The organism is Curtobacterium sp. MCPF17_018 (genome assembly GCF_003234135.1).
Lineage (GTDB): Bacteria > Actinomycetota > Actinomycetes > Actinomycetales > Microbacteriaceae > Curtobacterium > Curtobacterium flaccumfaciens.
Genome location: NZ_QKSJ01000011.1, coordinates 104,946 through 126,556 on the forward strand (window position 1 = coordinate 104,946; position 21,611 = coordinate 126,556).

A 21,611-nucleotide genomic window follows, 5' to 3' on the forward strand; every position below is an offset into this window, starting at 1 on the left:
CCCTCGGACACCAGGCTCGTGGCGACCCCGCCACGCGCCGGCCGGTCCGGCACACAGCAGCACCACCCCCTCCACGAAGAAGTGAAAGGCACTCCCATGAACAAGCGTCTCCGGCGCGGGCTCAGCGCCCTCGCCATCGGCGTCACCGCCGCGATCGCCCTCGCCGCGTGCGCCTCCGGCGGCTCCGGCTCCGGCGGTTCGGCCGACGACATCGACAAGGCCCTGAAGGACGGCGGCACGCTGACCTACTGGTCGTGGACCCCGTCGGCCAAGGCCCAGGTCGCGGCGTTCGAGAAGCAGTACCCCAAGGTGAAGGTCAAGCTCGTCAACGCGGGCACCGGCGCCGACCAGTACACGAAGCTGCAGAACACGATCAAGGCCGGCTCGGGCGCCCCCGACGTCGCCCAGGTCGAGTACTACGCCCTGCCGCAGTTCGCGCTGTCCGAGTCGCTGCTCGACCTGTCGAGCTACGGCTTCGACTCGCTCGAGAAGGACTTCGCGAAGAGCACCTGGAGTTCGGTGTCGATCGACGGCAAGGTCTACGGCCTGCCGCAGGACTCCGGCCCCATGGCGCTGTTCTACAACGAGAAGGTCTTCGACAAGCACGACATCGCCGTGCCGAAGACGTGGGACGAGTACGTCGCCGCTGCCAAGAAGCTGCACGAGGCCGACCCGAAGGCCTACATCGCGGCGGACTCCGGCGACGCCGGCTTCACCACCAGCATGATCGCCCAGGCCGGCGGCACCCCCTTCGCCACCGACGGTGACAAGGTGACCATCAACCTGCAGGACGAGGGCACCAAGAAGTGGACGAGCACCTGGAACGAGCTCGTCGAGCAGGGCCTGCTGTCGAAGACGGTGGGCTGGACCGATGACTGGTACAAGCAGCTCGGCAACGGTGAGATCGCCACGCTGATCACCGGCGCCTGGATGCCCGGCAACCTGGAGTCCGGCGTCGCCCAGGCCTCGGGTGACTGGCGCGTCGCCCCGATGCCGACCTACGACGGCGGCACCGCCCAGACCGCGAACAACGGCGGCAGCGCCCAGGTCGTCATGAAGCAGTCGAAGAACCCGGCCCTCGCCGCGGGCTTCCTCAAATGGCTGAACTCGTCGAAGGAGTCCACGAAGGTCTTCATGGAGTCCGGCGGCTTCCCGTCGACCACCGCGGACCTCGAGTCGTCGGCGTTCCTCGACGAGAAGCCGGAGTACTTCGGCGGCCAGCAGATCAACAAGGTGCTCGTCGACGCGTCGAAGTCCTCGGACAACGACTTCACCTACCTGCCGTACCAGGTGTACGCGAACAGCGTCTACGCCGACACCGTCGGTCAGGCGTACGAGAACGGCACCTCGCTCGACGCCGGCCTCGAGGCCTGGCAGAAGGCCCTCGCCAAGTACGGCAAGGACCAGGGCTTCACGGTCTCGTCGAAGTAGTTCGAGGTATCCCCGCGGGGCCGTGCGGACACGTCCGCACGGCCCCGCTCCACGCCCGGCACGCCCGGCAACGAAAGAGTCACACCATGCGCTTCGCCATCGGCGACACCGACTTCCTGCTCGACGGCGAGCCGCACCGGGTCCTGTCCGGCGCGATCCACTACTTCCGCGTGCACCCCGACCTGTGGGCCGACCGGATCCGCAAGGCGAAGCTGATGGGCCTCAACACCATCGAGACCTACGTCGCCTGGAACGCACACGCGCCGTCGCCCGGGGTGTTCGACCTGTCGGGTGGCCTGGACCTCGGTCGCTTCCTCGACCTCGTGGCCGCCGAGGGCATGCACGCCATCGTCCGCCCCGGCCCCTACATCTGCGCCGAGTGGACGAACGGCGGACTGCCGTACTGGTTGTTCGCGGACGGCACCGTGGGCGTCCGGCGCAACGAGCCCGGGTTCCTCGCAGCGGTCGAGACGTACCTGCAGCACCTGGCCCCCGTGCTGGTCCCGCGGCAGATCGACCAGGGCGGGCCCATCGTCCTGGTGCAGGTCGAGAACGAGTACGGCGCCTACGGCTCCGACCCCGAGTACCTGCGCGCACTCGAGCAGATGCACCGCGACATCGGGCTGACCGTCGCCTTCACGAGCGTCGACCAGCCGATGGGCACCATGCTCGAGGACGGCTCCCTGCCCTCGCTGCACAAGACCGGTTCGTTCGGCTCACGCTCCGCCGCCCGGCTCGAGCGCCTGCGGCAGGCCCAGCCCACCGGGCCCCTGATGTGCTCGGAGTTCTGGGATGGCTGGTTCGACAGCTGGGGCGAGCACCACCACACCACGCCGGCGTCCGCCAGTGCCGAGGACCTCGACGTCCTGCTCGCCGCCGGCGGCTCGGTGAACATCTACATGTTCCACGGCGGCACGAACTTCGGCTTCACGAACGGCGCGAACGACAAGGGCGTCTACCGCCCGATCGCGACGTCGTACGACTACGACGCCCCGCTCGACGAGGCCGGCCGGCCGACCGAGAAGTTCCACGCGTTCCGCTCGGTGATCGCGCGGTACGCGCCCGTCCCGCCGCTGCCCGCGACGATGGAGCCGGGTGGATCGGGTCGACTCGCGTCCGATGCGGCGGACGGAGTCGGTCTGGAGGCCCGGGTCACCCCCGCCACGGACCTCGCCGTCCGCCTGGACCGCGTGGCGTCGCTCCGCTCCCTGCTGCCCGCCCTCACGGCGTGGTCCGCGCACGACGAGCCGCCGACCTTCGACTCCCTCGGGGCCGCGAGCGGCTTCGTCGCGTACCGCGCCGAGGTCGACCTGCCCGCCGGAGGGGTGCTGACCGTCGGCACCGAGGTGCGCGACCGAGCGATCGTGTCGGCCGACGGTGTCGTCGTCGGGGTCCTGGAGCGTGAGCACCACGACCGCGCAATCGCCCTGCCGCCGGTGACCGGCACGCTCGAACTCCTCGTCGAGGACCAGGGCCGCGTCGACTACGGCGTCCGCATCGGCGAGCCGAAGGGCCTGATCGGCGGCGTCTCGATCGACGGCGCACGGGTGGCCCGGTGGACGGCATCGCCGCTCGCCCTCGACCCCATCGCACCTGCCGCCGTGACCGCGCTGTCCGAGGTCGCCCCGACCGGTGGCGACGTGCTCGCCGGACCGACGTTCGCGGCTGGCTCGTTCGAACTCGACACCGTGGACGACCGGTACCTGTCGCTCGACGGGTTCCGGAAGGGTGTCGCTTGGGTCAACGGGTTCTGCCTCGGTCGGTACTGGTCGCGAGGCCCGCAGCAGACCCTGGCGATCCCGGGGCCGGTGCTCCGCCACGGTCACAACGAGCTCGTCGTGCTCGAACTGCACGCCGCCGCTTCCCGCACAGCGTGCCTGCTCGTCGAGCCCGACCTGGGCCACACCGAGGCTTAGTCGCGCGCCCTGGTCGAACCGGGCGTACCTGGTCGAATCGGGCGTACCCGGTCGGAAGTTTCGACCAGGTACGCCCGATTCTGCTTTCCATCGCGGGCGTTATGGGAGGTTTCGGACCTCGCGAGTCGCTACCCACGCTCGAACCTCGAGCAGTGCCTCGTGTCGCCACCGCCAGAGCGGAGCGAACTTCGTGCCGTCGTCCTCCCGTGCCCTGGTCAGCAGCCAGATCTGCCGTCGGTGTTCGGCCCCGTGATCGTCGCGCCACTCGACGAACGCGTCGTCGAGCACCATCGTGATCTCTGCGCGTGGAGCAGTCCACGACACGAAGAAGCCCGAGTACCGGAGCGTGTCGTCGGACAGGTGCACGGCGACGTGTCGGGTCCTGGCCGTGGCCCAGATCCCACCGGCGATGAAGGCGGCACCGAGGATGAAGACGAACACCCTCGCCGATGCTCCGGGTACGAAGGCCACGCTCGCGAGTGTGACTCCGGTCCCGATGATCACCGGGCCGGAGACGACGACGGTCAGGACGTGGTCCAGGCGAGGCGGACGGATCGTGGTCACGGCAGGGCGTCCAGGTCGGCGAGGGCGCGCTCGGCGTCGGCGATCCGGTCGGCCTCGGGGCGGGACCACCACTCGGGGCCGCGTTCGCCCAGCCCGTGCTTCGCCAAGCCGTTCCGGTGCCGTGCCGCCGCCAGGGCCTCGTCGTTGCCCGCGCGCTTCGCGGTCTTCACCGCGTTCCGCCCGCGCCCCAGGTGGGAGCGGAGTGCGGCGGCGAGTTCCTCGGGCAGGGCGGGGTCGGTGCGGCGCCAGCGTCGGCCGTCCACGACGAAGAAGTGGTCGTCGGGTTCGGCGGTCATGGTCCGAGTCTGCACCGTCGGTGGTGCCGGGTAGACAGGAGCCGATGAGCCACGAACGCGTCCGCCCGATGCTCGACGTCCGACGCATCTACGCCGAGCCGGCCGCCCTCGAACTGCAGCGCGGGCAGGAGATCGTCGGGCGTTGGCCGGACGCCGAGATCGTCCCGGTCGAGTCGCACTGGAACATCCCCGAGGTGCACGGCGACGAACGGAACGTCCAGCGCTGGGTGCGGATCAAGACCGAGGCGCTCGTGCTCGGCGTGAAGAAGTCGCTGGTGACGCGGCCGAACGGTCGCTCGGCCGACTTCATCGCACCGTCCACCGCGAACGGCTGCGCGATGGCGTGCGCGTACTGCTACGTGCCGCGGCGCAAGGGCTACAGCAACCCGGTGACCGTGTTCGCGAACATCGACCAGATCACGAAGCACGTGGCGCGGAACATCGCCAAGCAGGGACCGAAGACCGAACCGAACCAGTGCGACCCGGAAGCCTGGGTCTACGACATCGGCGAGAACAGCGACTGCTCGGTCGACGCGATGATCAGCGACAACGTCCGTGACCTCTGCGACCTGTTCCGGATGACCCCAACGGCCAAGGCGTCGTTCGCGACCAAGTACGTCAACCGTGACCTGCTCGACTGGGACCCGATGGGCCGGACCCGGATCCGCTTCTCACTGATGCCGCACGAGACCGCGAAGGTCACCGACATCCGCACGAGCCCGATCGCCGAGCGGATCGCCGCGGTGAACGACTTCGTCGACGCCGGGTACGAGGTCCACCTGAACTTCTCGCCGGTCATCCTCACGCCGACGTGGGAGTCGGACTGGGCCGAGCTGCTCCGGCAGGTCGACGACGTGCTGTCCCCGGCCGCCAAGGCGCAGCTCGCGGCCGAGGTGATCTTCCTGACCCACAACCAGCCCCTGCACGAGGTCAACCTCGGGTGGCACCCCAGGGCCGAGGACCTGCTGTGGCGTCCGGACCTGCAGGAGCAGAAGGTGTCCCAGAACGGTGCCGTGAACGTGCGCTACCGGTCCGGCATGAAGGGGCAGCTCGTCGAGCGCTTCCGCGAACTCGTGGCCGAGCACCTGCCGTCGTGCCGGATCCGGTACGCCTTCTGATCGGCGACCTCCCCGATCAGGGGATGAGCCGGTCCGTCCGGTACCGGTCGAACAGGTCCGCGAAGGCCTGCTCGGTCCGGCGGAACGCCGTGAACCCGGCGTCGCGGCTCTTCCCCATGTCGGTGACGACCTCCATCGCTCGACCGAGGTCGGCGTCGGTGTGCCACCACGAGGCGAGCCGGGTGATGTCGGCCTCGGCGAGACCGTGGCGCTCGGCGATACCGGCCCACTCGGACTCGTACGGCGCCATCTGCTCCTGGAGCGGTCGCGGAGCGTCCTCGTAGCCCACCACGCGCGTGGGATCGACACCGAGGTGCGCGGCCAGGCGCGGCCACATCCAGCGCCACCGGAAGACGTCGCCGTTGACGATGTTGAACGGCTCGTCCGCACCCTCGGGCGACGTCGAGGCCCACACCATGTGCTCGGCGAGGATCCCGGCGTCGGTCATGTCGGTCAGGCCGTTCCACTGCGCCTCACTGCCCGGGAACACGAAGTCCAGGTCGAGTTCCTTCGCCAGCGTGGCCTGCACGGCGAGCGTGAGGCCCATGTTCATGGCGTTGCCGACCGCGTGCCCGATCACGGTGTGCGAGCGGTGCACGGACCAGGTGAACCCCTGGCGCTCGGCGGCGGCGAAGAGTTCGTCCTCTTGCGCGTAGTAGAAGTTCGGGGTGTCGAGGCGCGGCTCCTCCTCGTGGAAGGGGGTGTCGGGCATCTCGCCGGCGGCGTACGCCTCGAACGGGCCGAGGTAGTGCTTCAGGCCGGTGACGAGGGCGACGTGCTCGAGCGGAGCGTGCGACAGCGCCGCGAGCAGGTCGCGGACCATGCCGCCGTTCACGCGGATGTTCTCCGCCTCGGTGTCCTGCCGCTGCCAGGCGGTGAAGAAGACGTGGGTCGGGTGCTCGTCGGCGAGTGCGGCCGCCAGGCTGTCGGGAGCACGCAGGTCGGCCGCGACGGTGCGGACGCCCTGTTCGGCGAGCGGCCGGCGGGAGAGTGCCGTCACGTCCCAGCCGAGGTCGAGCAGGTGGCGTACCAGGGCGGAACCGGTGATGCCACTGGCTCCGACGACCAGGGCTTCGCGGCGGGCAGGAGTCTGTTCGGTCGATCCGGTTGCAGTCATCCCTCGATGCAACCCACAGTGGACGACACGTGTTCCCTCACTGCGTCCCGGTCCCAGTCCAGTGTGCACAATAACGCACCACTTGTACCGTTGAGCGGTACACTCCTTGCGGAGGACTCGACATGCAACTCGTGCAACCACTCGCCACGCTGCTGGGAGCCACACAGGCCGACGCGCTCCGCGTCCTCGCCCGGACCGATTCCGGCATGACCGGACGACAGGTTGCACGGGTCGCGGGCGCTCCGCAGCACACCGGCATCAAACGAGCGCTCGACAAGCTCGAGGCAGCAGGGCTCGTGCAGGTCGAGCGCGGTCTGCAGCACTCGGCCTACCGGGTCAACCGGGAACACCTGCTCTGGCCGGCGGTGGAACTCGGACTCGAAGCCGGCGACGAACTCGAACGTCGCATCGGCGCGTACGTCGAGTCGGCGCGGGCCGGGGTCCTCTCGGTCTCGATCTTCGGTTCAGTGGCCCGGGGCACCGCGACGCCGACGTCCGACCTGGACCTCCTCGTCGTCTTCGAGCAGACCGTCGACATCGACGTCGTCGTCCGCCTCGGTGACCTCGTCCGGCGGTGGACCGGCAACGAGTGCCAGGTCTTCGACGTGACCCGCGCTGATCTCCGTCGGTTCGTGGCCGAGGGAGACCCGCTCGTCGGGTCGTGGCGAGAAGAAGCCCGAACAGTCTTCGGCGAGGAGATCAGGACGTACATCTGATGGGTGCCCGCGTGCGCGCCGTCGACAGGGCCGCAGTCGCGATGCGCCGAGACGAAGCGGAGTCCTACCTCGAGGTCGCGCTCCTCTACGTCGAGTCGACGAGTCACGCGGATTGGAAGGCCGCCGGCGCGAACGCTGTGCTCGGCGGGATCGCGGCGTCGGACGCGATCTGCGGTGCGATCCTCGGCTACCACCACCTCGGCGACGACCACGCCGCCGCTCGACGCCTGCTCGACGCGGCCTGCGCACCGGACACGCGACCCGGCCTGCACTTCAAGCGCCTGACCGATGAGAAGACGAACTTCCAGTACTCGACGTCGCGTGTGACGCAGGAGAAGACACGGGCGCTGGTGACCGCACTCGAACGGCTCATCCGTACGGTCCACGAGCGCACCTGAAACGGGCACGCCGCGCCCCTGATCACCGCGGACGGCGGATGCGGATCGGACCCTTGGCGGTCGACGGGTCGACGACGGACCCGCCCTGGGTGATCTCGACCTCGCCGCGCGCGACCATGCGCCGGGCGGCTCGACGTGCCGGCTCCATCAGCGGTCGCCAGTCGTCCGGGTTCAGCGAACGTGCGACTTCGGACGGGCAGATGCTCGAGGTCCGTGCCCGCGCCGCGAGCAGTTCGTCGATGCGCTGCTCCAGAGCCCGGTCGGTGTCGTCGAGACCGTGTCGGCGGCAGGCGCTCGAACACCACTTCGCCTCCGGCGCCGCCGACGACGGCATCCGTCGCCCGCACGAGGCACAGGTGCGGTCGGCGTGTGCCGACTCCGACGCCGACGCATCGGCTTCCGTCCTGATCGCCCGTCCCATGTCCCCATCATCGTCCCGCCGAGCACGTCGGTACACAGCGACCACGCACACGGTCCAGGTGCGCCTGGCAGCATCGGAGCGGTGAACCCCGACACCGTCCCTGCCCGTCCGTCCGAACCGGCCTGGGTCCAGCACGTGATGTGGTGGCACGTCTACCCGCTCGGCTTCGTCGGCGCCGAGGTCCGTCCGACGTCACCGGTGGGGGAGCGTCCGCTCGGACACCGTCTCGACCGCCTGACCGAGTGGCTCGACCACGTCGTCGACCTCGGTCTGAACGGTCTGTTGCTCGGACCGGTGTTCGCGAGCTCGACCCACGGGTACGACACGGTCGACCACTTCCGCATCGACCCGCGCCTGGGCGACGACGCCGACTTCGACGCCCTGGTGACGGCGGCGCACGAGCGGGGCGTGCGGGTGCTGCTGGACGGGGTGTTCAACCACGTCGGCCGGGAGCACCCGGCCTTCCGCGCGTTGTCCGACCACGGCCCGGAGGCGCCGACCGCCGACCTGTTCGCCATCGACTGGTCCGGGTGGCAGCCGGGGGAGCCCGTGCCCGTCGGGCTGTTCGAAGGCCACGACATCCTCGTCGCGCTCGACCACGACAGCCGCGCCACCGAGGACCTCGTGGTGCAGGTCATGACGCACTGGCTGGACCGCGGGGTGGACGGCTGGCGACTCGACGCGGCGTACGCGGTGCCGCCGGCGTTCTGGGCACGGGTGCTGCCGCGGGTGCGGGAGCGGTTCCCGGACGCCTGGTTCAGCGGCGAGGTGATCCACGGTGACGCGGCGGCGATCGCGCGCGACTCGACGATGGACTCGCTGACCCAGTACGAGCTGTGGCAGGGGATCTGGCACGGCATCGCGGACCGCAACGGCCACGAGCTCGCGCACGCGATCGAGCGGCACGACGCCCTGCTGCCCACCTTCGCCCCGACGACGTTCGTCGGCAACCACGACGTCTCCCGGATCGCGAGCGCGGTGGGGGACCGGTTCGCCGGGCACGCCGCCGCGGTGCTGTTCACGGTGGCGGGGACCCCGGTGGTCTACGCGGGCGACGAGTACGGCTGGGCCGGGGTGAAGGAGGAACGCGAGGGCGGCGACGACGCGGTCCGCCCGGAGTTCCCGGCCGAGGTGCCGGAGCCGACGGACCTGACCCACGCGTACGAGGCGCTCATCGCCCTGCGTCGCCGGAACCCGTGGCTGCACCGCGCGCACACCGACGTCGTGCACCTGACCAACACCGCCGTGGTGCTGCGGACCGCGACGGCGGACGCCGCCGTGGTGACCGCCCTGAACCTGTCGGACGATCCCGTCGAGGTGCCCGTGGCCGACGCGACGCAGGTCGAGGCGGGCGGTGCCGATCTCGGGGACGGGACCCTGCGCCTCCCGGCCGGGGGTTGGGCCGTCCTGTCGCGATCGTGAGCAGAAACGGTCGGGTCCCCATCGAGGACCCGACCGTTCCTGCTCACGAAGCGAACGCGCGAACGCGCGAACGCACGACCGCTACTTGCGCGCGGATGCCGCCCGGCGCTTGTTGAACACGTCGAACGCGACGGCGGCGAGCAGCACCAGACCCTTGATCAGGGACTGGAACTCGGTGCCGACACCGAGGATCGACATGCCGTTGTTCAGCAGGCCGATGATCAGACCACCGACGATGGCACCCGGCACGGTGCCGATGCCGCCGGTGACGGCAGCACCACCGATGAAGACGGCGGCGATGGCGTCGAGCTCGAAGCCGTTGCCAGCGCCCGGCGCCGCCAGGTTGAGCTGGCCGGTGAAGACCACGCCCGCCAGGGCCGAGATGACACCCATGTTGACGAAGAGCAGGAACGTGACGCGCTTCGTCTTCACACCCGACAGCTGCGCGGCCAGGGCGTTGCCACCGATCGCGTAGATGTGGCGGCCGAACACCGCGCTCCGCATGACGACCGAGTAGATCACCACGAGGGCACCGAGCACGACGAGCACGATCGGGGTGCCGTTGTAGCTGGCGAGCAGGAGTGCCACGTAGATCACGAGCACGGCGCCGAACGCCGTCTTCACGATGAACCAGGCGAACGGCTCGCTCTCGAGCTGGTACTTGCGACGCGTGATGCGACCGCGGAACGCGGCGATCACCATGACGGCCGCGGCGGCGAAGCCGAGGATCATCGTGAGCGGCTCGTACCCGGTGGTGCCGAAGGACGGCAGGAAGCCGGAGCCGAGCGAGCGGAAGCCGGCTGGGAACGGCGAGATCTGCTGGTTCTGCAGGACGATCTGCGCCGCACCGCGGAACGCGAGCATGCCCGCCAGCGTCACGATGAACGCCGGGATCCCGAAGTACGCGATCCAGAAGCCCTGCCAGGCGCCGACGAGCGCACCGACCACCAGGCAGAGCACGACCGCGATCGGCCACGGGATGTTCCACTGCGTGATCATCACGCCGGCCATGGCACCGGTGAAGGCGACCACCGAGCCGACCGACAGGTCGATGTGGCCGGCGATGATGACCATGACCATGCCGATGGCCAGGATGAGGATGTAGCTGTTCTGGACGATCAGGTTCGAGACGTTGATCGGGGCCAGCGTGATGCCGTTCGTGGTCACCTGGAAGAAGATGACGATGACGATCAGCGCGATGAACAGGCCGATCTGTCGGAGCTGCCCGGTGAGGTAGCCGACGGCGGACTTAAGCGCGTTCATTGACAGGGGTCTCCCGTTCCTGGGTCATGTACTGCATGAGGACCTCGGGCGTCGCCTCGGCGCGCGGGACGTCGGCCGTGATGGTGCCCTCGGAGAGGGTGTAGATGCGGTCGCAGATGCCGAGCAGTTCGGGGAGCTCGGAGGAGATCACGATGACCGCCTTCCCCTGGCCGGCGAGCTGGTTGATGATCGTGTAGATCTCGTACTTCGCGCCGACGTCGATGCCGCGGGTCGGCTCGTCGAGGATGAGCACGTCGGGGTCGGCGTACATCCACTTCGACAGGACGACCTTCTGCTGGTTCCCGCCGGAGAGCTTCCCCGTCACGACGTCGACGTTCGGCGCCTTGATGTTGAGGCTCTTGAGGAACTGGCTCGCCACCGTGGTCTCCTCGGAGGAGTTCACGAAGCCCCAGTTCGCGAGCTTGCCGAGCGCCGACCCGGAGATGTTCCGCTTGATGTCGTCGATCAGGTTCAGGCCGTAGCGCTTGCGGTCCTCGGTGACGTAGGCGATGCCGTTGTCGATCGCCTGCGAGACGGTGTGCGTCTTGATCGGGGTGCCGCGCTTGTAGACGGTGCCGCTGATGCCGGTGCCGTAGGACTGGCCGAAGACGCTCATCGCGAGTTCCGTGCGGCCGGCGCCCATGAGCCCGGCGATGCCGACGACCTCGCCGGCGCGGACGTTGAGGTTGGCCTGGTGGATGATCTCGCGCGACGAGTCGAGCTGGTGGTGGACGGTCCAGTCCTCGATCCGCAGCAGTTCCTCGCCGATGACGGGGTTCTCGCGCTCGGGGTACCGGTTCGACAGGTCACGGCCGACCATCCCGCGGATGATCCGGTCCTCGGACACGTCGTCGGCCCGCATGTCGAGCGTCTCGATGGTCTTGCCGTCGCGGATGATCGTGACCTTGTCCGCGATCGCCTTGATCTCGTTGAGCTTGTGGCTGATGATGATCGCCGTCATGCCCTCGGCCTGCAGCGAGCGGATGAGCTCGAGCAGGTGCGCGGAGTCGTCGTCGTTCAGCGCGGCGGTGGGCTCGTCGAGGATGAGGAGCTTCACCTCCTTCGAGAGCGCCTTCGCGATCTCGACGAGCTGCTGCTTGCCGACACCGAGGTCGACGACCTTGGTGACGGGGTTGTCCTTCAGCCCGACCCGCTTGAGCAGTTCGGCGGCCGTCAGGTTCGTCTTGTTCCAGTCGATGAAGCCGCCCTTGGACTGCTCGTTGCCGAGGAAGATGTTCTCGGCGATCGACAGGAAGGGGCTGAGCGCCAGCTCCTGGTGGATGATCACGACGCCCGCAGCCTCGGAGTCGTTGATGTTCGCGAACCGCACGGGTTCGCCGTCGAGCAGGATCTCGCCGTCGAAGGAGCCGGCCGGGTAGACACCCGACAGCACCTTCATGAGCGTCGACTTGCCCGCGCCGTTCTCGCCGCAGATCGCGTGGACCTGGCCGCGCTCGACCTCGATCGAGACGCCCTGCAGGGCTTTGACGCCGGGGAACGTCTTGGTGATGTCCCGCATCTCGAGGATGGTGTCCGCCATGTGGACGCCTTTCCGTCGTGCGCGCGTGGGCGCGCTGGTGGAGACGGACTGGAGGCGCGGTGCGCAGCTGGCACCGCGCCTCCGGTCCGTGAGATGGGCCTGACTACTTCAGGTCGGCTTCGGTGTAGTACCCCGAGTCCACGAGGACTTCCTTGTAGTTGTCCTTCGTGACGACCGTCGGCTGGAACAGGAAGGTCGGGACGACCTTGACCTTGTTGTCGTAGCTCTTCGTGTCGTTGACCTCGGGCTTCTTGCCGGTGAGCAGGTCCTCGGCCATGGTGACCGACTGCTTGGCGAGCTTGCGCGTGTCCTTGTAGATCGTCGAGTACTGCTGGCCGGCGATGATCGACTTGACCGAGGCGGCCTCGGCGTCCTGGCCCGTGACGGTCGGGAGCGGACGGTCGCTCGTGCCGTACCCGGCGCCCTGGAGCGCCGAGATGATGCCGATCGAGATGCCGTCGTACGGCGAGAGCACGCCGTCGAGCGTGGTGCCGCCCGAGTAGGACTTGGCGACCAGGTTCTGCATGCGGGCCTTGGCCGTCGCCGGGTCCCACTGCTGCGTCGCGGCCTGGGACAGCTCGTCCTGGCCGGACTGGATCTTCAGCGTGCCGTCCTCGAGGTACGGCTTGAGCGTCTTCATGGCGCCGTTGAAGAAGAAGCCCGCGTTGTTGTCGTCGAGCGAGCCGGCGAAGACCTCGATGTTGAAGGGGCCCTTCTCGCCGGTCTTCTCGCCGTCCGCGTCGAGCACACCCAGGCCGGTGAGCAGGCTGTTCGCCTGGTCGACGCCGACCTTCTCGTTGTCGAAGGACACGTAGTAGTCGACGTTCTCGTTGCCCGTGAGCAGACGGTCGTACGAGATCACCTTGATGCCGGCCTTGGCGGCGGCGTCGAGCTGGTCGGAGAGCGCGCCACCGTCGATCGACGCGATGATCAGGACCTTCGCGCCCTTGGTGATCATGTTGCTGACCTGCTGGGCCTGCTGCTGGACCTTGTTGTCGCCGTACTCGAGGTCGACCTTGTAGCCGGCCTTCTCGAGGTCGCTCTTGACGGCGTTGCCGTCCTTGATCCACCGCTCGGAGACCTTGGTGGGCATGGCGACGCCGACGAGGGCGCCCTTGTTGTCACCGCTGCCGCCACCATCGGTGGACGCACGGCCGCCGGCCGAGCAAGCGGCCAGCGAGATCGCGATGCCGACGGCTGCGACGCCCGCGATGATCCTGCGCTTCATCATCGAAGTACCTCTGTTCCTTCGCGTCGTCCTCGACGCGGTCGGGTGCCGGGGCTGCTGTGCCCCGCGGGATGCGCTCGTGTGAGCGCTCACATCTTGTGGGTTCCGTGACGGGGTGTCAACTCAACACCGCCGTTTCGTGATCTTGCCGCGGCGGCCGGACCGAGCGGTACGGTTGGCCACGTGAGCACCACGACCGCCCCCGAGGGCAGGGGCGGCAAACGCCGGAAGGCCCCGACGATCTTCGACGTCGCCGAACGCGCCGGCGTGTCCCACCAGACCGTCTCCCGCGTGATCAACGGCGACCCGACCGTCCGCGAGCAGTACCGGACGCAGGTCACCGACGCCGTCACCGAGCTCGGGTACCGGCCCCGCGCCGCCGCCCGGGCGCTCGCCGGTGGGCGGAGCAAGGCGCTCGGCATCATCACCGCCGGCGACGCGCTGTACGGCCCGTCGAGCACCTCGATCGGCTTCGAACGGGCCGCGCGCTCCGCCGGCTACCACGTGCTGCTGTCGACCCTGCCGGAAGAGCCGCGGCCGTCCGACCTGTCCGGGGCGCTCACCACGCTGCTCGCGCAGGACGTCGCCGCGATCGTGCTGGTCGCCGCGGACAACCGGGTGCTCGACGCCCTCGCGTCGCTCACCGTGCCGGTCACGGTGCCCGTCGTGGTGTCGAACGCCGTGCAGCGCGACGCGGTCCGGACCCCGGTCGCGCCGAGTGTCGCCGCCGTCGCCATCGACCAGGCGGCCGGCACCTCGCTCGTCATGCAGCACCTGTTCGACCGCGGACACCGCCGGATCGTGCACATCGCCGGGCCGCACGTGTCGCAGGAGTCCGAGGTGCGCCGCGCCACCTACGTGCGGATCATGCAGGACGCCGGGCTCGAACCGGTCGTGCTCGAGGGCGACTGGACCCCGGCGAGCGGCTTCGCGGCCGCACGGCACATCGACGTGGGGACGGTCGACGCCGTCTTCGCGGGCAACGACCAGATGGCGCTCGGCGTGCTGCACGCCTTCGCCGACGAGGGGCTGCGGGTGCCCGACGACATCGCGGTCGTGGGCTTCGACGACGTCCCCGAGGCCGCGCACTTCACGCCGCCGCTGACCACCGTGCGGCAGGACTTCCGGGCGATGGGGGAGCGGGTGCTCGACACCGTGCGGGCCCTGGTCGAGGGGGATCCCCGCGACGAGACGCTGCTCGCGCCCGAGCTGGTGGTGCGGCGCAGCACGTAGCGACCCCTCGTACCGTGCGAGGTCCGCACCGCGCCGGCTCCGCCGCGCGCTCGGCGGCGCGCTCGGCGGCGCGCTCGGCGGCGCGCTCGGCGGCGCGCTCGGCGGCGCGCTCGGCGGCGCCCCTCGCACGGTGCGAGGGGCGCCGCCGGCGAGCTGACCCGACCGTCAGCCCTTCAACGCCCCGGACGACAGCCCGGCGACGTAGAACCGTTGCAACCCGACGTACAGCGCGATGCACGGGATCATCGCCACCACCGACCCGGCGACGAGGTTGCCGTACGACACCTGCCCGTACGCCCCGGTCTGCAGGTTGAGCAGCGCGACCGGCAGCGTGTACAGCGAGTCCTTCGTCAGGAACGTCAGGGCTCCGAGGAACTCCGTCCACGACGCCAGGAACGCGTAGAGCGCCGCGGTCGCCGCCCCCGGCAGGAGCAGCGGGCGGAGCACCGACACCACGACCCGGAAGCGCGAGGCCCCGTCGACGAAGGCCGAGTCCTCGAGCTCGGTGGGGATCGACTCGAACGCGTTCCGCATCACGAACACCCCGAACGGCAGGTTCACGGTCGTGTAGAACAGCACGAGCCCGAGCAGCGAGTTCGTCAGCCCCATCGCGTTCATCTCGAGGTACAGCGGCGTGAGGATGGCCTGGAACGGCACCATCATCGTCAGCAGCACCAGGCCGAACACGAGCCCGGCGCCCCGGAACCGGAAGCGGGCGAACCCGTAGCCGGCCATCGTCGCGATCACCGCGGTCAGCACCGCCGTGGCGATCGACACGATGAGCGAGTTCACGACGCCGGTGAGCAGGTGCGAGGACGAGGCGAACACGGCGGTGAAGTTCTGCCACCCGAGCTGGAAGAACGTCGCCGGGTCCGGGGCCTGCGTGATGACGGCCTCGGACTGGAACGCCCGCAGGATCGACCAGACGAGCGGGACGCCGAACACGAGGGCCGAACCGATGCCGGCGATCGCGTACAGGGTGCGCTTGACGGTGGTGTCGCGGGGGTGCTGGACGCTGCCCTGCTGGTGGCGCCGACGTCGGCCGTCACCCGTGGTGGTCAGGGCCCTGGTGGACAGGTCCGGCGCCGCGAGGGCCGCACGGGAGGTCGTGGTGCTCATGGCGTCAGTCCTTCTCTCGCAGTGCCCAGAACTGGAACACCGTCACGGCGGCGATCACCACGACGAGGGCGATCGACTGGGCGGTCGCGGCCCCGAGCTGCAGGTTCACGAACCCGCGGTTGTAGATCGCGTTCACGATCGTGGTGGTCTCGGTACCCGGCCCGCCCTGGGTCAGGATGTAGAACTGGTTGAAGGCGAGCAGCGAGCCGATCACCGAGATGATGACGCTCAGCGCGACGGTCGAGCGGATCATCGGGAACGTGATGAGGCGTTCGGTCTGCCACCAGGAGGCCCCCTCGAGCTGCGCCGACTCGTAGACCTCGTCGGGGACGCCCTGCATCGCCGACATGAGCAGCACCATGGTCAGCCCGGACACCGCCCAGACCACGAGCACGCAGATGAGCAGCGTCGCCAGCGGACCGTTCACGAGCCACGCGGTGCTGCCGTCGGTGATCCCGAGCCACCGGAGCACCATGTTGACGGCCCCGGAGTTCGGCTGCGCCTCGAGCACGAGCATGAACGAGAGCGTCGTCAGCCCGACCACGTACGGCAGGAAGAACACCGTCCGCAGCACCGTGCTGCCACGGCGGCGTGCGCGGACGAGCACGGCGAGGAAGTACCCGAGCGCCAGGATCGGCAGGGTCACGATCGCCGTGTACAGCAGCGTGTAGCCGATCGCGTGCACGAACGTCGGGTCCTGGAACAGCGTCAGGTAGTTCTGCAGCCCGATGAACCGGTACGGGCCGATCAGGGGCCAGTTCGTGAACGAGATGTAGAGCGCGAACACGAGCGGGACGAGCACGAAGACGGCGACGAACAGGATCGCCGGGGCGACGAGGACGGCGCCGGTGCGCGGCGGGTGGGTGAGCGAGTTGCGGGTCCGGACGGAGCCGCCACGCCCCGGGCCGCGGCCCACGGTGGGGCGGCCCGCGCCGGTCCGGCCGGCGGGGCGCCGGGTGGAGATGGTCGACATGCGTGCACCTCTCTGTGCATCAACAAGAGCGAGACGAGCGAGACGAGCGAGACGAGCGAGACGAGCGAGACGAGCGGAGCAGGAGCAGGCTCAGGCCTGCACCTGGTCGAGGATCCGCTGGTAGTCGGACTGCGCCGTCCGCATGGCGGCAGCGCTCCCCGACCCGAACACGGCCTCGCGGAACATCGCGAAGTACGGCGACGACGGCTGGTTGTTGAGCAGGTTGTACGCCAGCGTCTGCGGTGCGTAGCCCTTGTCGATGGCGTCGAGCGGCCCGTACGCCAGCGGGAACCGCTTGCGGTACTCCGGGGTGGCGGCGTCGGACCGCGTCGGGAAGTACCCGCCGTCCGGCAGCGCCTGCTGCTGCTGGAGCCCGTTCGCGTACTGCATGAACGCCCACCCGCCGGACGGGTTCGCCGCCCCGTTCGGGATGCACATGTTGTCGCCGCCGTCGAAGAACGACCGCTGGCCGTCCCACGACGGGATGAGCACCGTCTGCATCTTCGCCCGCATCGCCTTCGTGGCCGCGGGCACGGTCGCCCCGTACGAGGTCGGGAAGATCCCCACCTTGCCGGCCCGGAAGTCGGCACCCCACGTGGTGCCGGCGTCGGAGTACGTCGCCTTCGACAGCACCCCGTCCTTCCACAGCTGCCGGTAGAACTCGAGCATCCGTTCGAGGGCCTCGTTGCCGGTGATGTCCGCCCGCTGGGATCCCACCTCGCCGGTCATCATGTCGACCCCGGTCGCCCAGACGTGCGGCTGCGTGACGAAGCCGATGATGCCCGCGGCGTTGCCGGAGATCGACCAGCCGTACACGTCGTCGTCGAGCTTCCGGATGGCCTTCGCCGCGTCGAGCAGCGTGGACAGGTCCTTCGTCGACTCCTCGACGTCGAGGCCCGCACGGTCGAACAGCTCGGTGTTCACGAACAGCTGCGAGTTGTCGGCCAGGTACGGCAGGCCGTAGTACCGGTCGCGGTACTCGAGCAGGCGCAGGTGCCCCGGTGAGATCGCGTCGAAGTAGTCGAGGCCCTCGACCACGTCGGTCAGGTCGGCGAACGCCTCGCGGAAGATGAACAGCTGCGAGTTGATGTCGTCGATGTCCACGACGTCCGGCGGCTCACCCCCGCGGATCGCGGTCGCCAGCTTGGTCACGTACTGCGCATCCGGCACGGGCGTCAGCTGGACCTGCAGCTCCGGGTTCGCCTTGTTGAACCCGGCGACGGCCGACGTCAGGCCGGCCTGGGTCGCCGACCGGCACCACACCTGCACGGTGCCGATCGCGTTCTTCCCGAAGCTCGCGGGCTTCGCGACGACCTTCGGCAGGGTGCCGGAGCACCCGGCCAGGGCGAGGGCGGCCCCGCCGGCGACGCCGCCGACGAGGAACGCACGGCGGTCCACGCCGGTCACCGCGCCAGCGGGAGCCAGACGCGCATCGGCGCGGCTCCCCGGTTGGCCCACGCGTAGTACGGGACCGCGGTCGCGGTGACGTCCTGGAGGCCCGTGGTGGCGCCCTGCGGACCGGCCGCGTCGTCGACGTTGGTCGCGTCTCCGGCGTGATCCGCGCCTCTCCCCACGTGCTCGGCCGCCACGTCGCTCCGCAGGCTCCGCGACGCGTCGGAACCGGCACGCGTGGGCCCAGACCGGGTCGCGTCGAGACGCTGGTACGGCCAGGCCGGCTGCACGTGCTCGGCCGGGGCGTGCCCCGGGATCCGCAGCGTGACGACGCCGTCGAGCAGGTCGTCGCGGCGCTCCTCGGTGATCGGAGCGTCCGCGTCGACCGTCAGGTCGTCGACCGTGAAGCCCTGCTGGTCCGCCTGCTCGACCGCGTACACGAGCGGGCCGCGCTCGATCGCGACCTGCCCGCGGGCGGCGTCGATGCGGGCGTCGGCGACGTAGCGGTGCGGCGTCGTGTCGAAGACGAGCTCGACCGTGTCGCCCGCCGACCACTCGCGGTCGACGACGTGCAGCGTCCCTGCCGTGGGGCTCGCGGAGCCGTCCGGACCGGTGACGGTCGTGGTGTCCGACCAGGCCGGGATCCGCAGGCCCAGGGAGAGCGGGCCGTCCTCGGTGACCGTGACGCGGACGCGGCCGTCGTGCGGGTAGTCGGTCTCGACCCGCACCGAACCGAGGTCGGCGGTGGCGTACTGGTGGACCTGCAGCCCGCCGTCGGTCGCCGTGGCCAGGTAGCCGTCGAGGCTCGCGAAGGTGCGCATGATGTTCGGCGGGCAGCAGGCGCAGTCGAACCAGCCGCGTCGCCCGTGGGCAGGGGAGCGGTTCTCGTCCTGGTGGGCGTGGTCGCGCTGCTGCAGCGGGTTCACGTAGAAGTACTCGGTGCCGGCCAAGCTCACCCCGGCGAGGAACGCGTTGTAGAGCATTCGCTCGATCGCGTCGGCGTAGACCGGCTTGCCGGTCGCGAGCAGCAGGCGCCAGGCCCACTGCACCCCGCCGATGGCCGCGCAGGTCTCGGCGTAGCCGCGGTCGGTGGGCAGCTCGTACGGGTCGCCGAACGCCTCCCAGTCCCAGCGTGCGCCGAGGCCTCCGGTGATGAAGGCCTTCGTCGCCATCATGTCCGCGAACTGGCGCTCGCTCGCGGCGAGGAGCTCGGTGTCACCGGTCTCGATCGCGACGTCCACGGCACCCGCCGCCAGGTACACGGCGCGGACGGCGTGCCCCTCGACGGTCGTGGCCTGCCGGCTCGGCACCCGGTCGGAGAAGTACGTCGGCTCGCCGCCGGCGCGCTCGATGATGCCGTGTCCGCGGGCATCGACGAACCAGTGCGCCAGGTCGAGGTAGTCACGGTTGCCGGTCTCGCGGTACAGCTCGACCAGGCCCATCTCGACGACGGGGTGGCCGTCGACGTCGCGGGTCTTCGGCGTGCCGTCCGGTGCGGTGCCGTCGCCGAACGTGCGGACCAGGTGGTCGGCGTTCTTGATCGCGACGTCGAGCAGCCCGGTGTCGCCCGTCGCACGGTGCTGGGCCACGGCCGCCTGGTACAGGTGCCCGGCGCAGTACATCTCGTGGCTCCACTTGAGGTCCGTGTACCGCTCACCCTTCCCGCGCACCTGCTGCACGGAGTCCAGGTACCCGTCGTCGGCCTGTGCCCGGGCGTACAGGGCCGTGACCTCGCGCTGCAGGTCGAGCAGGTCCTCGGCGGGGGCGCGGCCGTACTCCCACGCCACGGCCTCGAGCCACTTCGTCACGTCGGAGTCCATGAAGATCGGGCCGACGGCCTCGCCCTCCTCGAGCCCGGCGGCGATGCGGAGGTTGCGGAAGTTGCCTGCCGTCTCCAGCTGCTGGTAGCCGCTGCGGACGGCGTCGCGGCCGTTGCGCTCCTGGCGGAGCGCCCAGAAGCCGCCGGTGATCCGGGCGTCGCCGGTCGGCAGCGGCCGGAGCGTGAGGTGCGCGTCGGCGGTCGGGAGGACCGGGGTCGCTGTGTGCGCGCCGCGATCGGTCGCGAGCGTGGTGGTCATGTCGCCTCCTTGCGATGTGACTGGAGCCGTCCGAATGGTTCGAGCCAGCCGGAAAACGGTTTCTGCCGTGGACGTTACGACACGGGGTGCACGCCGCGCAAGGGTGTCCCGGCGGTTTTGTGTAAGGTCATCGGCACGTCCTGATCGTCGGAAAGGTGGTTGCCGTGACGCTCGAACGCACCGGTCAGCCGATCCGGATCACCGACGTGGCGGCGCTCGCCGGGGTGTCGATCGGCACCGCGTCGAAGGCGCTGAACGGCACCGGGCAGCTGCGGGACGCCACCCGGCTGCGGGTGAAGGAAGCCGCCGAGAAGCTCGGGTTCGTCGGCGATGCCCGGGCCCGTGCGCTGTCGTCGGGGCGGACCTACACCGTCGGCATGATCACCACCGACTCGTTCGGCCGGTTCTCGATCCCGGTGCTGCTCGGCGCCGAGGACGCCCTGTCCGCCGGGCGGATGGCCGTCCTGCTGTGCGACACCCGCGACGACCACGTGCGCGAGGCCCACTACCTGCGCTCCCTGGCGGCCCGCGGCGTCGACGGCATCATCGTGACCGGCCGTTCCGCCGACGCCCGACCCCCGATCGACGTGTCGATCCCCGTCGTCTACGCCTTCACGCCCTCGACCGACGACGCCGACGTGTCGATCACCCTCGACGACGCCGCCGGGTCGGCACTCGTCGCCTCGCACGTGCGTTCGCTCGGACGGCAGCGGGTCGCGATCGTGACGGGGCCGGCGCGACACCGGTCCGCGGCACGACGGGTTGCCGGTGCCTCGTCGGTCCTCGGGTCGCACCTGGTCACCGACCCGCTGTACGGCGAGTGGTCGGAGCGCTGGGGGCGGCAGGCGGTGGACGTGCTCGCTCGGGAGTCGCCCGACGTCGACGCGATCGTCTGTGGCAGCGACCAGATCGCCCGGGGAGTGTGCGACCGGCTGCGGGAGCTCGGGCGTTCGGTGCCCGGAGACGTCGCGGTGACCGGGTTCGACGACTGGGACGTGATGGCGCTCGCCTCGAGGCCGCCGCTGACCACCGTGGACCTGCGGCTCGAGGAGCTCGGACGCGTCGCGGGGCAGGCGCTCCTCGCCCTGATCGACGGCGGGACGGCGGCGTCGGCGGCCGTGACTCCGTCGCTCGTCATCCGCGAGAGCACCGTCGGCGCCTAGGGCGGTCACGACACCCCGTCCGCCGTGGTCGTGCGGTCACGACTCGTCGCTCGGTGCACCTCCAGCCGACAGTTCGTGACCGCGCGGTCACGAGACCTCGTCCGCCGTGGTCGGGCGGTCACGACACCCCGTCCGCCGTGGTCGTGCGGTCACGACTCGTCGCTCGGCGCACCTCCAGCCGACAGTTCGTGACCGCGCGGTCACGAGACCTCGTCCGCCGTGG

19 protein-coding genes are annotated in these 21,611 nt (G+C 69.9%); 8 read left to right on the forward strand and 11 right to left on the reverse strand.

What is annotated here, in order from left to right:
- Positions 1 to 96 precede the first annotated feature (96 nt).
- Positions 97 to 1,431, forward strand: coding sequence for a sugar ABC transporter substrate-binding protein (locus tag DEJ27_RS13735; protein ID WP_181420171.1), 1,335 nt, complete (start codon positions 97 to 99; stop codon positions 1,429 to 1,431).
- An 86-nt stretch (positions 1,432 to 1,517) separates the two neighbouring features.
- The gene (locus DEJ27_RS13740; protein ID WP_111091190.1) at positions 1,518 to 3,347 is read left to right on the forward strand and encodes a beta-galactosidase family protein; all 1,830 of its coding nucleotides are present in this window, start codon (positions 1,518 to 1,520) and stop codon (positions 3,345 to 3,347) included.
- Between the two features lie 99 nt (positions 3,348 to 3,446).
- Here the strand turns inward: DEJ27_RS13740 and DEJ27_RS13745 are convergent, their stop codons facing one another.
- Both DEJ27_RS13745 and DEJ27_RS13750 read right to left on the reverse strand, forming a co-directional pair.
- Complete coding sequence (locus DEJ27_RS13745) at positions 3,447 to 3,911, reverse strand: hypothetical protein (protein WP_111091191.1); 465 nt, start codon at positions 3,909 to 3,911, stop codon at positions 3,447 to 3,449.
- The gene (locus DEJ27_RS13750; RefSeq protein WP_111091192.1) at positions 3,908 to 4,207 is read right to left on the reverse strand and encodes a biopolymer transporter Tol; all 300 of its coding nucleotides are present in this window, start codon (positions 4,205 to 4,207) and stop codon (positions 3,908 to 3,910) included. The genes DEJ27_RS13745 and DEJ27_RS13750 overlap by 4 nt, the downstream gene beginning before the upstream one ends.
- A 44-nt stretch (positions 4,208 to 4,251) precedes the next feature.
- Between DEJ27_RS13750 and DEJ27_RS13755 the strand changes: the two genes are divergently transcribed.
- Positions 4,252 to 5,325: a spore photoproduct lyase family protein gene (locus DEJ27_RS13755; protein WP_111091193.1), complete on the forward strand. Its 1,074-nt coding sequence runs from the start codon at positions 4,252 to 4,254 to the stop codon at positions 5,323 to 5,325.
- A 16-nt stretch (positions 5,326 to 5,341) separates the two neighbouring features.
- On the opposite strand, the gene DEJ27_RS13760 is transcribed toward DEJ27_RS13755, so the two are convergent.
- Positions 5,342 to 6,442, reverse strand: coding sequence for an SDR family oxidoreductase (locus tag DEJ27_RS13760; protein ID WP_111091194.1), 1,101 nt, complete (start codon positions 6,440 to 6,442; stop codon positions 5,342 to 5,344).
- A gap of 122 nt (positions 6,443 to 6,564) precedes the next feature.
- Here DEJ27_RS13760 and DEJ27_RS13765 point away from each other — a divergent pair, with 122 nt between their 5' ends.
- Together DEJ27_RS13765 and DEJ27_RS13770 are read left to right on the forward strand one after the other, a co-directional pair.
- Positions 6,565 to 7,158 (forward strand): nucleotidyltransferase domain-containing protein, encoded by a 594-nt coding sequence (locus DEJ27_RS13765; protein WP_110862586.1) that lies wholly within the window; start codon positions 6,565 to 6,567, stop codon positions 7,156 to 7,158.
- An 11-nt stretch (positions 7,159 to 7,169) separates the two neighbouring features.
- A complete protein-coding gene (locus DEJ27_RS13770) occupies positions 7,170 to 7,556 on the forward strand; it encodes a hypothetical protein (RefSeq protein WP_146238617.1) in 387 nt (128 codons plus the stop codon).
- A gap of 22 nt (positions 7,557 to 7,578) precedes the next feature.
- Here the strand turns inward: DEJ27_RS13770 and DEJ27_RS13775 are convergent, their stop codons facing one another.
- Positions 7,579 to 7,977, reverse strand: coding sequence for a DUF3253 domain-containing protein (locus tag DEJ27_RS13775; protein WP_111091195.1), 399 nt, complete (start codon positions 7,975 to 7,977; stop codon positions 7,579 to 7,581).
- An 81-nt stretch (positions 7,978 to 8,058) separates the two neighbouring features.
- On the opposite strand from DEJ27_RS13775, the gene DEJ27_RS13780 reads away from it, so the two are divergent.
- Entirely contained in the window at positions 8,059 to 9,399 is a 1,341-nt protein-coding gene (locus DEJ27_RS13780) for an alpha-amylase family glycosyl hydrolase (RefSeq protein WP_258370363.1), read from the forward strand.
- Between the two features lie 81 nt (positions 9,400 to 9,480).
- Here the strand turns inward: DEJ27_RS13780 and mmsB are convergent, their stop codons facing one another.
- The 3 genes from mmsB to chvE all read right to left on the reverse strand — a co-directional run bounded on the left by mmsB (position 9,481) and on the right by chvE (position 13,433).
- Entirely contained in the window at positions 9,481 to 10,662 is a 1,182-nt protein-coding gene (gene mmsB, locus DEJ27_RS13785; RefSeq protein WP_027466160.1) for a multiple monosaccharide ABC transporter permease, read from the reverse strand.
- Entirely contained in the window at positions 10,649 to 12,202 is a 1,554-nt protein-coding gene (mmsA, locus tag DEJ27_RS13790; protein ID WP_111091196.1) for a multiple monosaccharide ABC transporter ATP-binding protein, read from the reverse strand. Before mmsA ends, mmsB begins: the two co-directional genes overlap by 14 nt.
- A 103-nt stretch (positions 12,203 to 12,305) precedes the next feature.
- A complete protein-coding gene (chvE, locus tag DEJ27_RS13795; protein ID WP_110862582.1) occupies positions 12,306 to 13,433 on the reverse strand; it encodes a multiple monosaccharide ABC transporter substrate-binding protein in 1,128 nt (375 codons plus the stop codon).
- Between the two features lie 180 nt (positions 13,434 to 13,613).
- On the opposite strand from chvE, the gene DEJ27_RS13800 reads away from it, so the two are divergent.
- Positions 13,614 to 14,663, forward strand: coding sequence for a substrate-binding domain-containing protein (locus DEJ27_RS13800; RefSeq protein ID WP_110862581.1), 1,050 nt, complete (start codon positions 13,614 to 13,616; stop codon positions 14,661 to 14,663).
- 165 nt (positions 14,664 to 14,828) lie between these two features.
- On the opposite strand, the gene DEJ27_RS13810 is transcribed toward DEJ27_RS13800, so the two are convergent.
- The 4 genes from DEJ27_RS13810 to DEJ27_RS13825 form a co-directional block, all read right to left on the reverse strand.
- Positions 14,829 to 15,782, reverse strand: a complete 954-nt coding sequence (locus DEJ27_RS13810; protein ID WP_110862580.1) for a carbohydrate ABC transporter permease — start codon at positions 15,780 to 15,782, stop codon at positions 14,829 to 14,831.
- 4 nt (positions 15,783 to 15,786) lie between these two features.
- Positions 15,787 to 16,755, reverse strand: coding sequence for a carbohydrate ABC transporter permease (locus DEJ27_RS13815; RefSeq protein WP_111091197.1), 969 nt, complete (start codon positions 16,753 to 16,755; stop codon positions 15,787 to 15,789).
- A gap of 90 nt (positions 16,756 to 16,845) precedes the next feature.
- Positions 16,846 to 18,162: a sugar ABC transporter substrate-binding protein gene (locus tag DEJ27_RS13820; protein WP_258370364.1), complete on the reverse strand. Its 1,317-nt coding sequence runs from the start codon at positions 18,160 to 18,162 to the stop codon at positions 16,846 to 16,848.
- Positions 18,159 to 20,225: a glycoside hydrolase family 127 protein gene (locus tag DEJ27_RS13825; RefSeq protein WP_111091199.1), complete on the reverse strand. Its 2,067-nt coding sequence runs from the start codon at positions 20,223 to 20,225 to the stop codon at positions 18,159 to 18,161. Before DEJ27_RS13825 ends, DEJ27_RS13820 begins: the two co-directional genes overlap by 4 nt.
- A 164-nt stretch (positions 20,226 to 20,389) precedes the next feature.
- On the opposite strand from DEJ27_RS13825, the gene DEJ27_RS13830 reads away from it, so the two are divergent.
- Complete coding sequence (locus DEJ27_RS13830) at positions 20,390 to 21,388, forward strand: LacI family DNA-binding transcriptional regulator (protein ID WP_110862576.1); 999 nt, start codon at positions 20,390 to 20,392, stop codon at positions 21,386 to 21,388.
- Positions 21,389 to 21,611 lie beyond the last annotated feature (223 nt).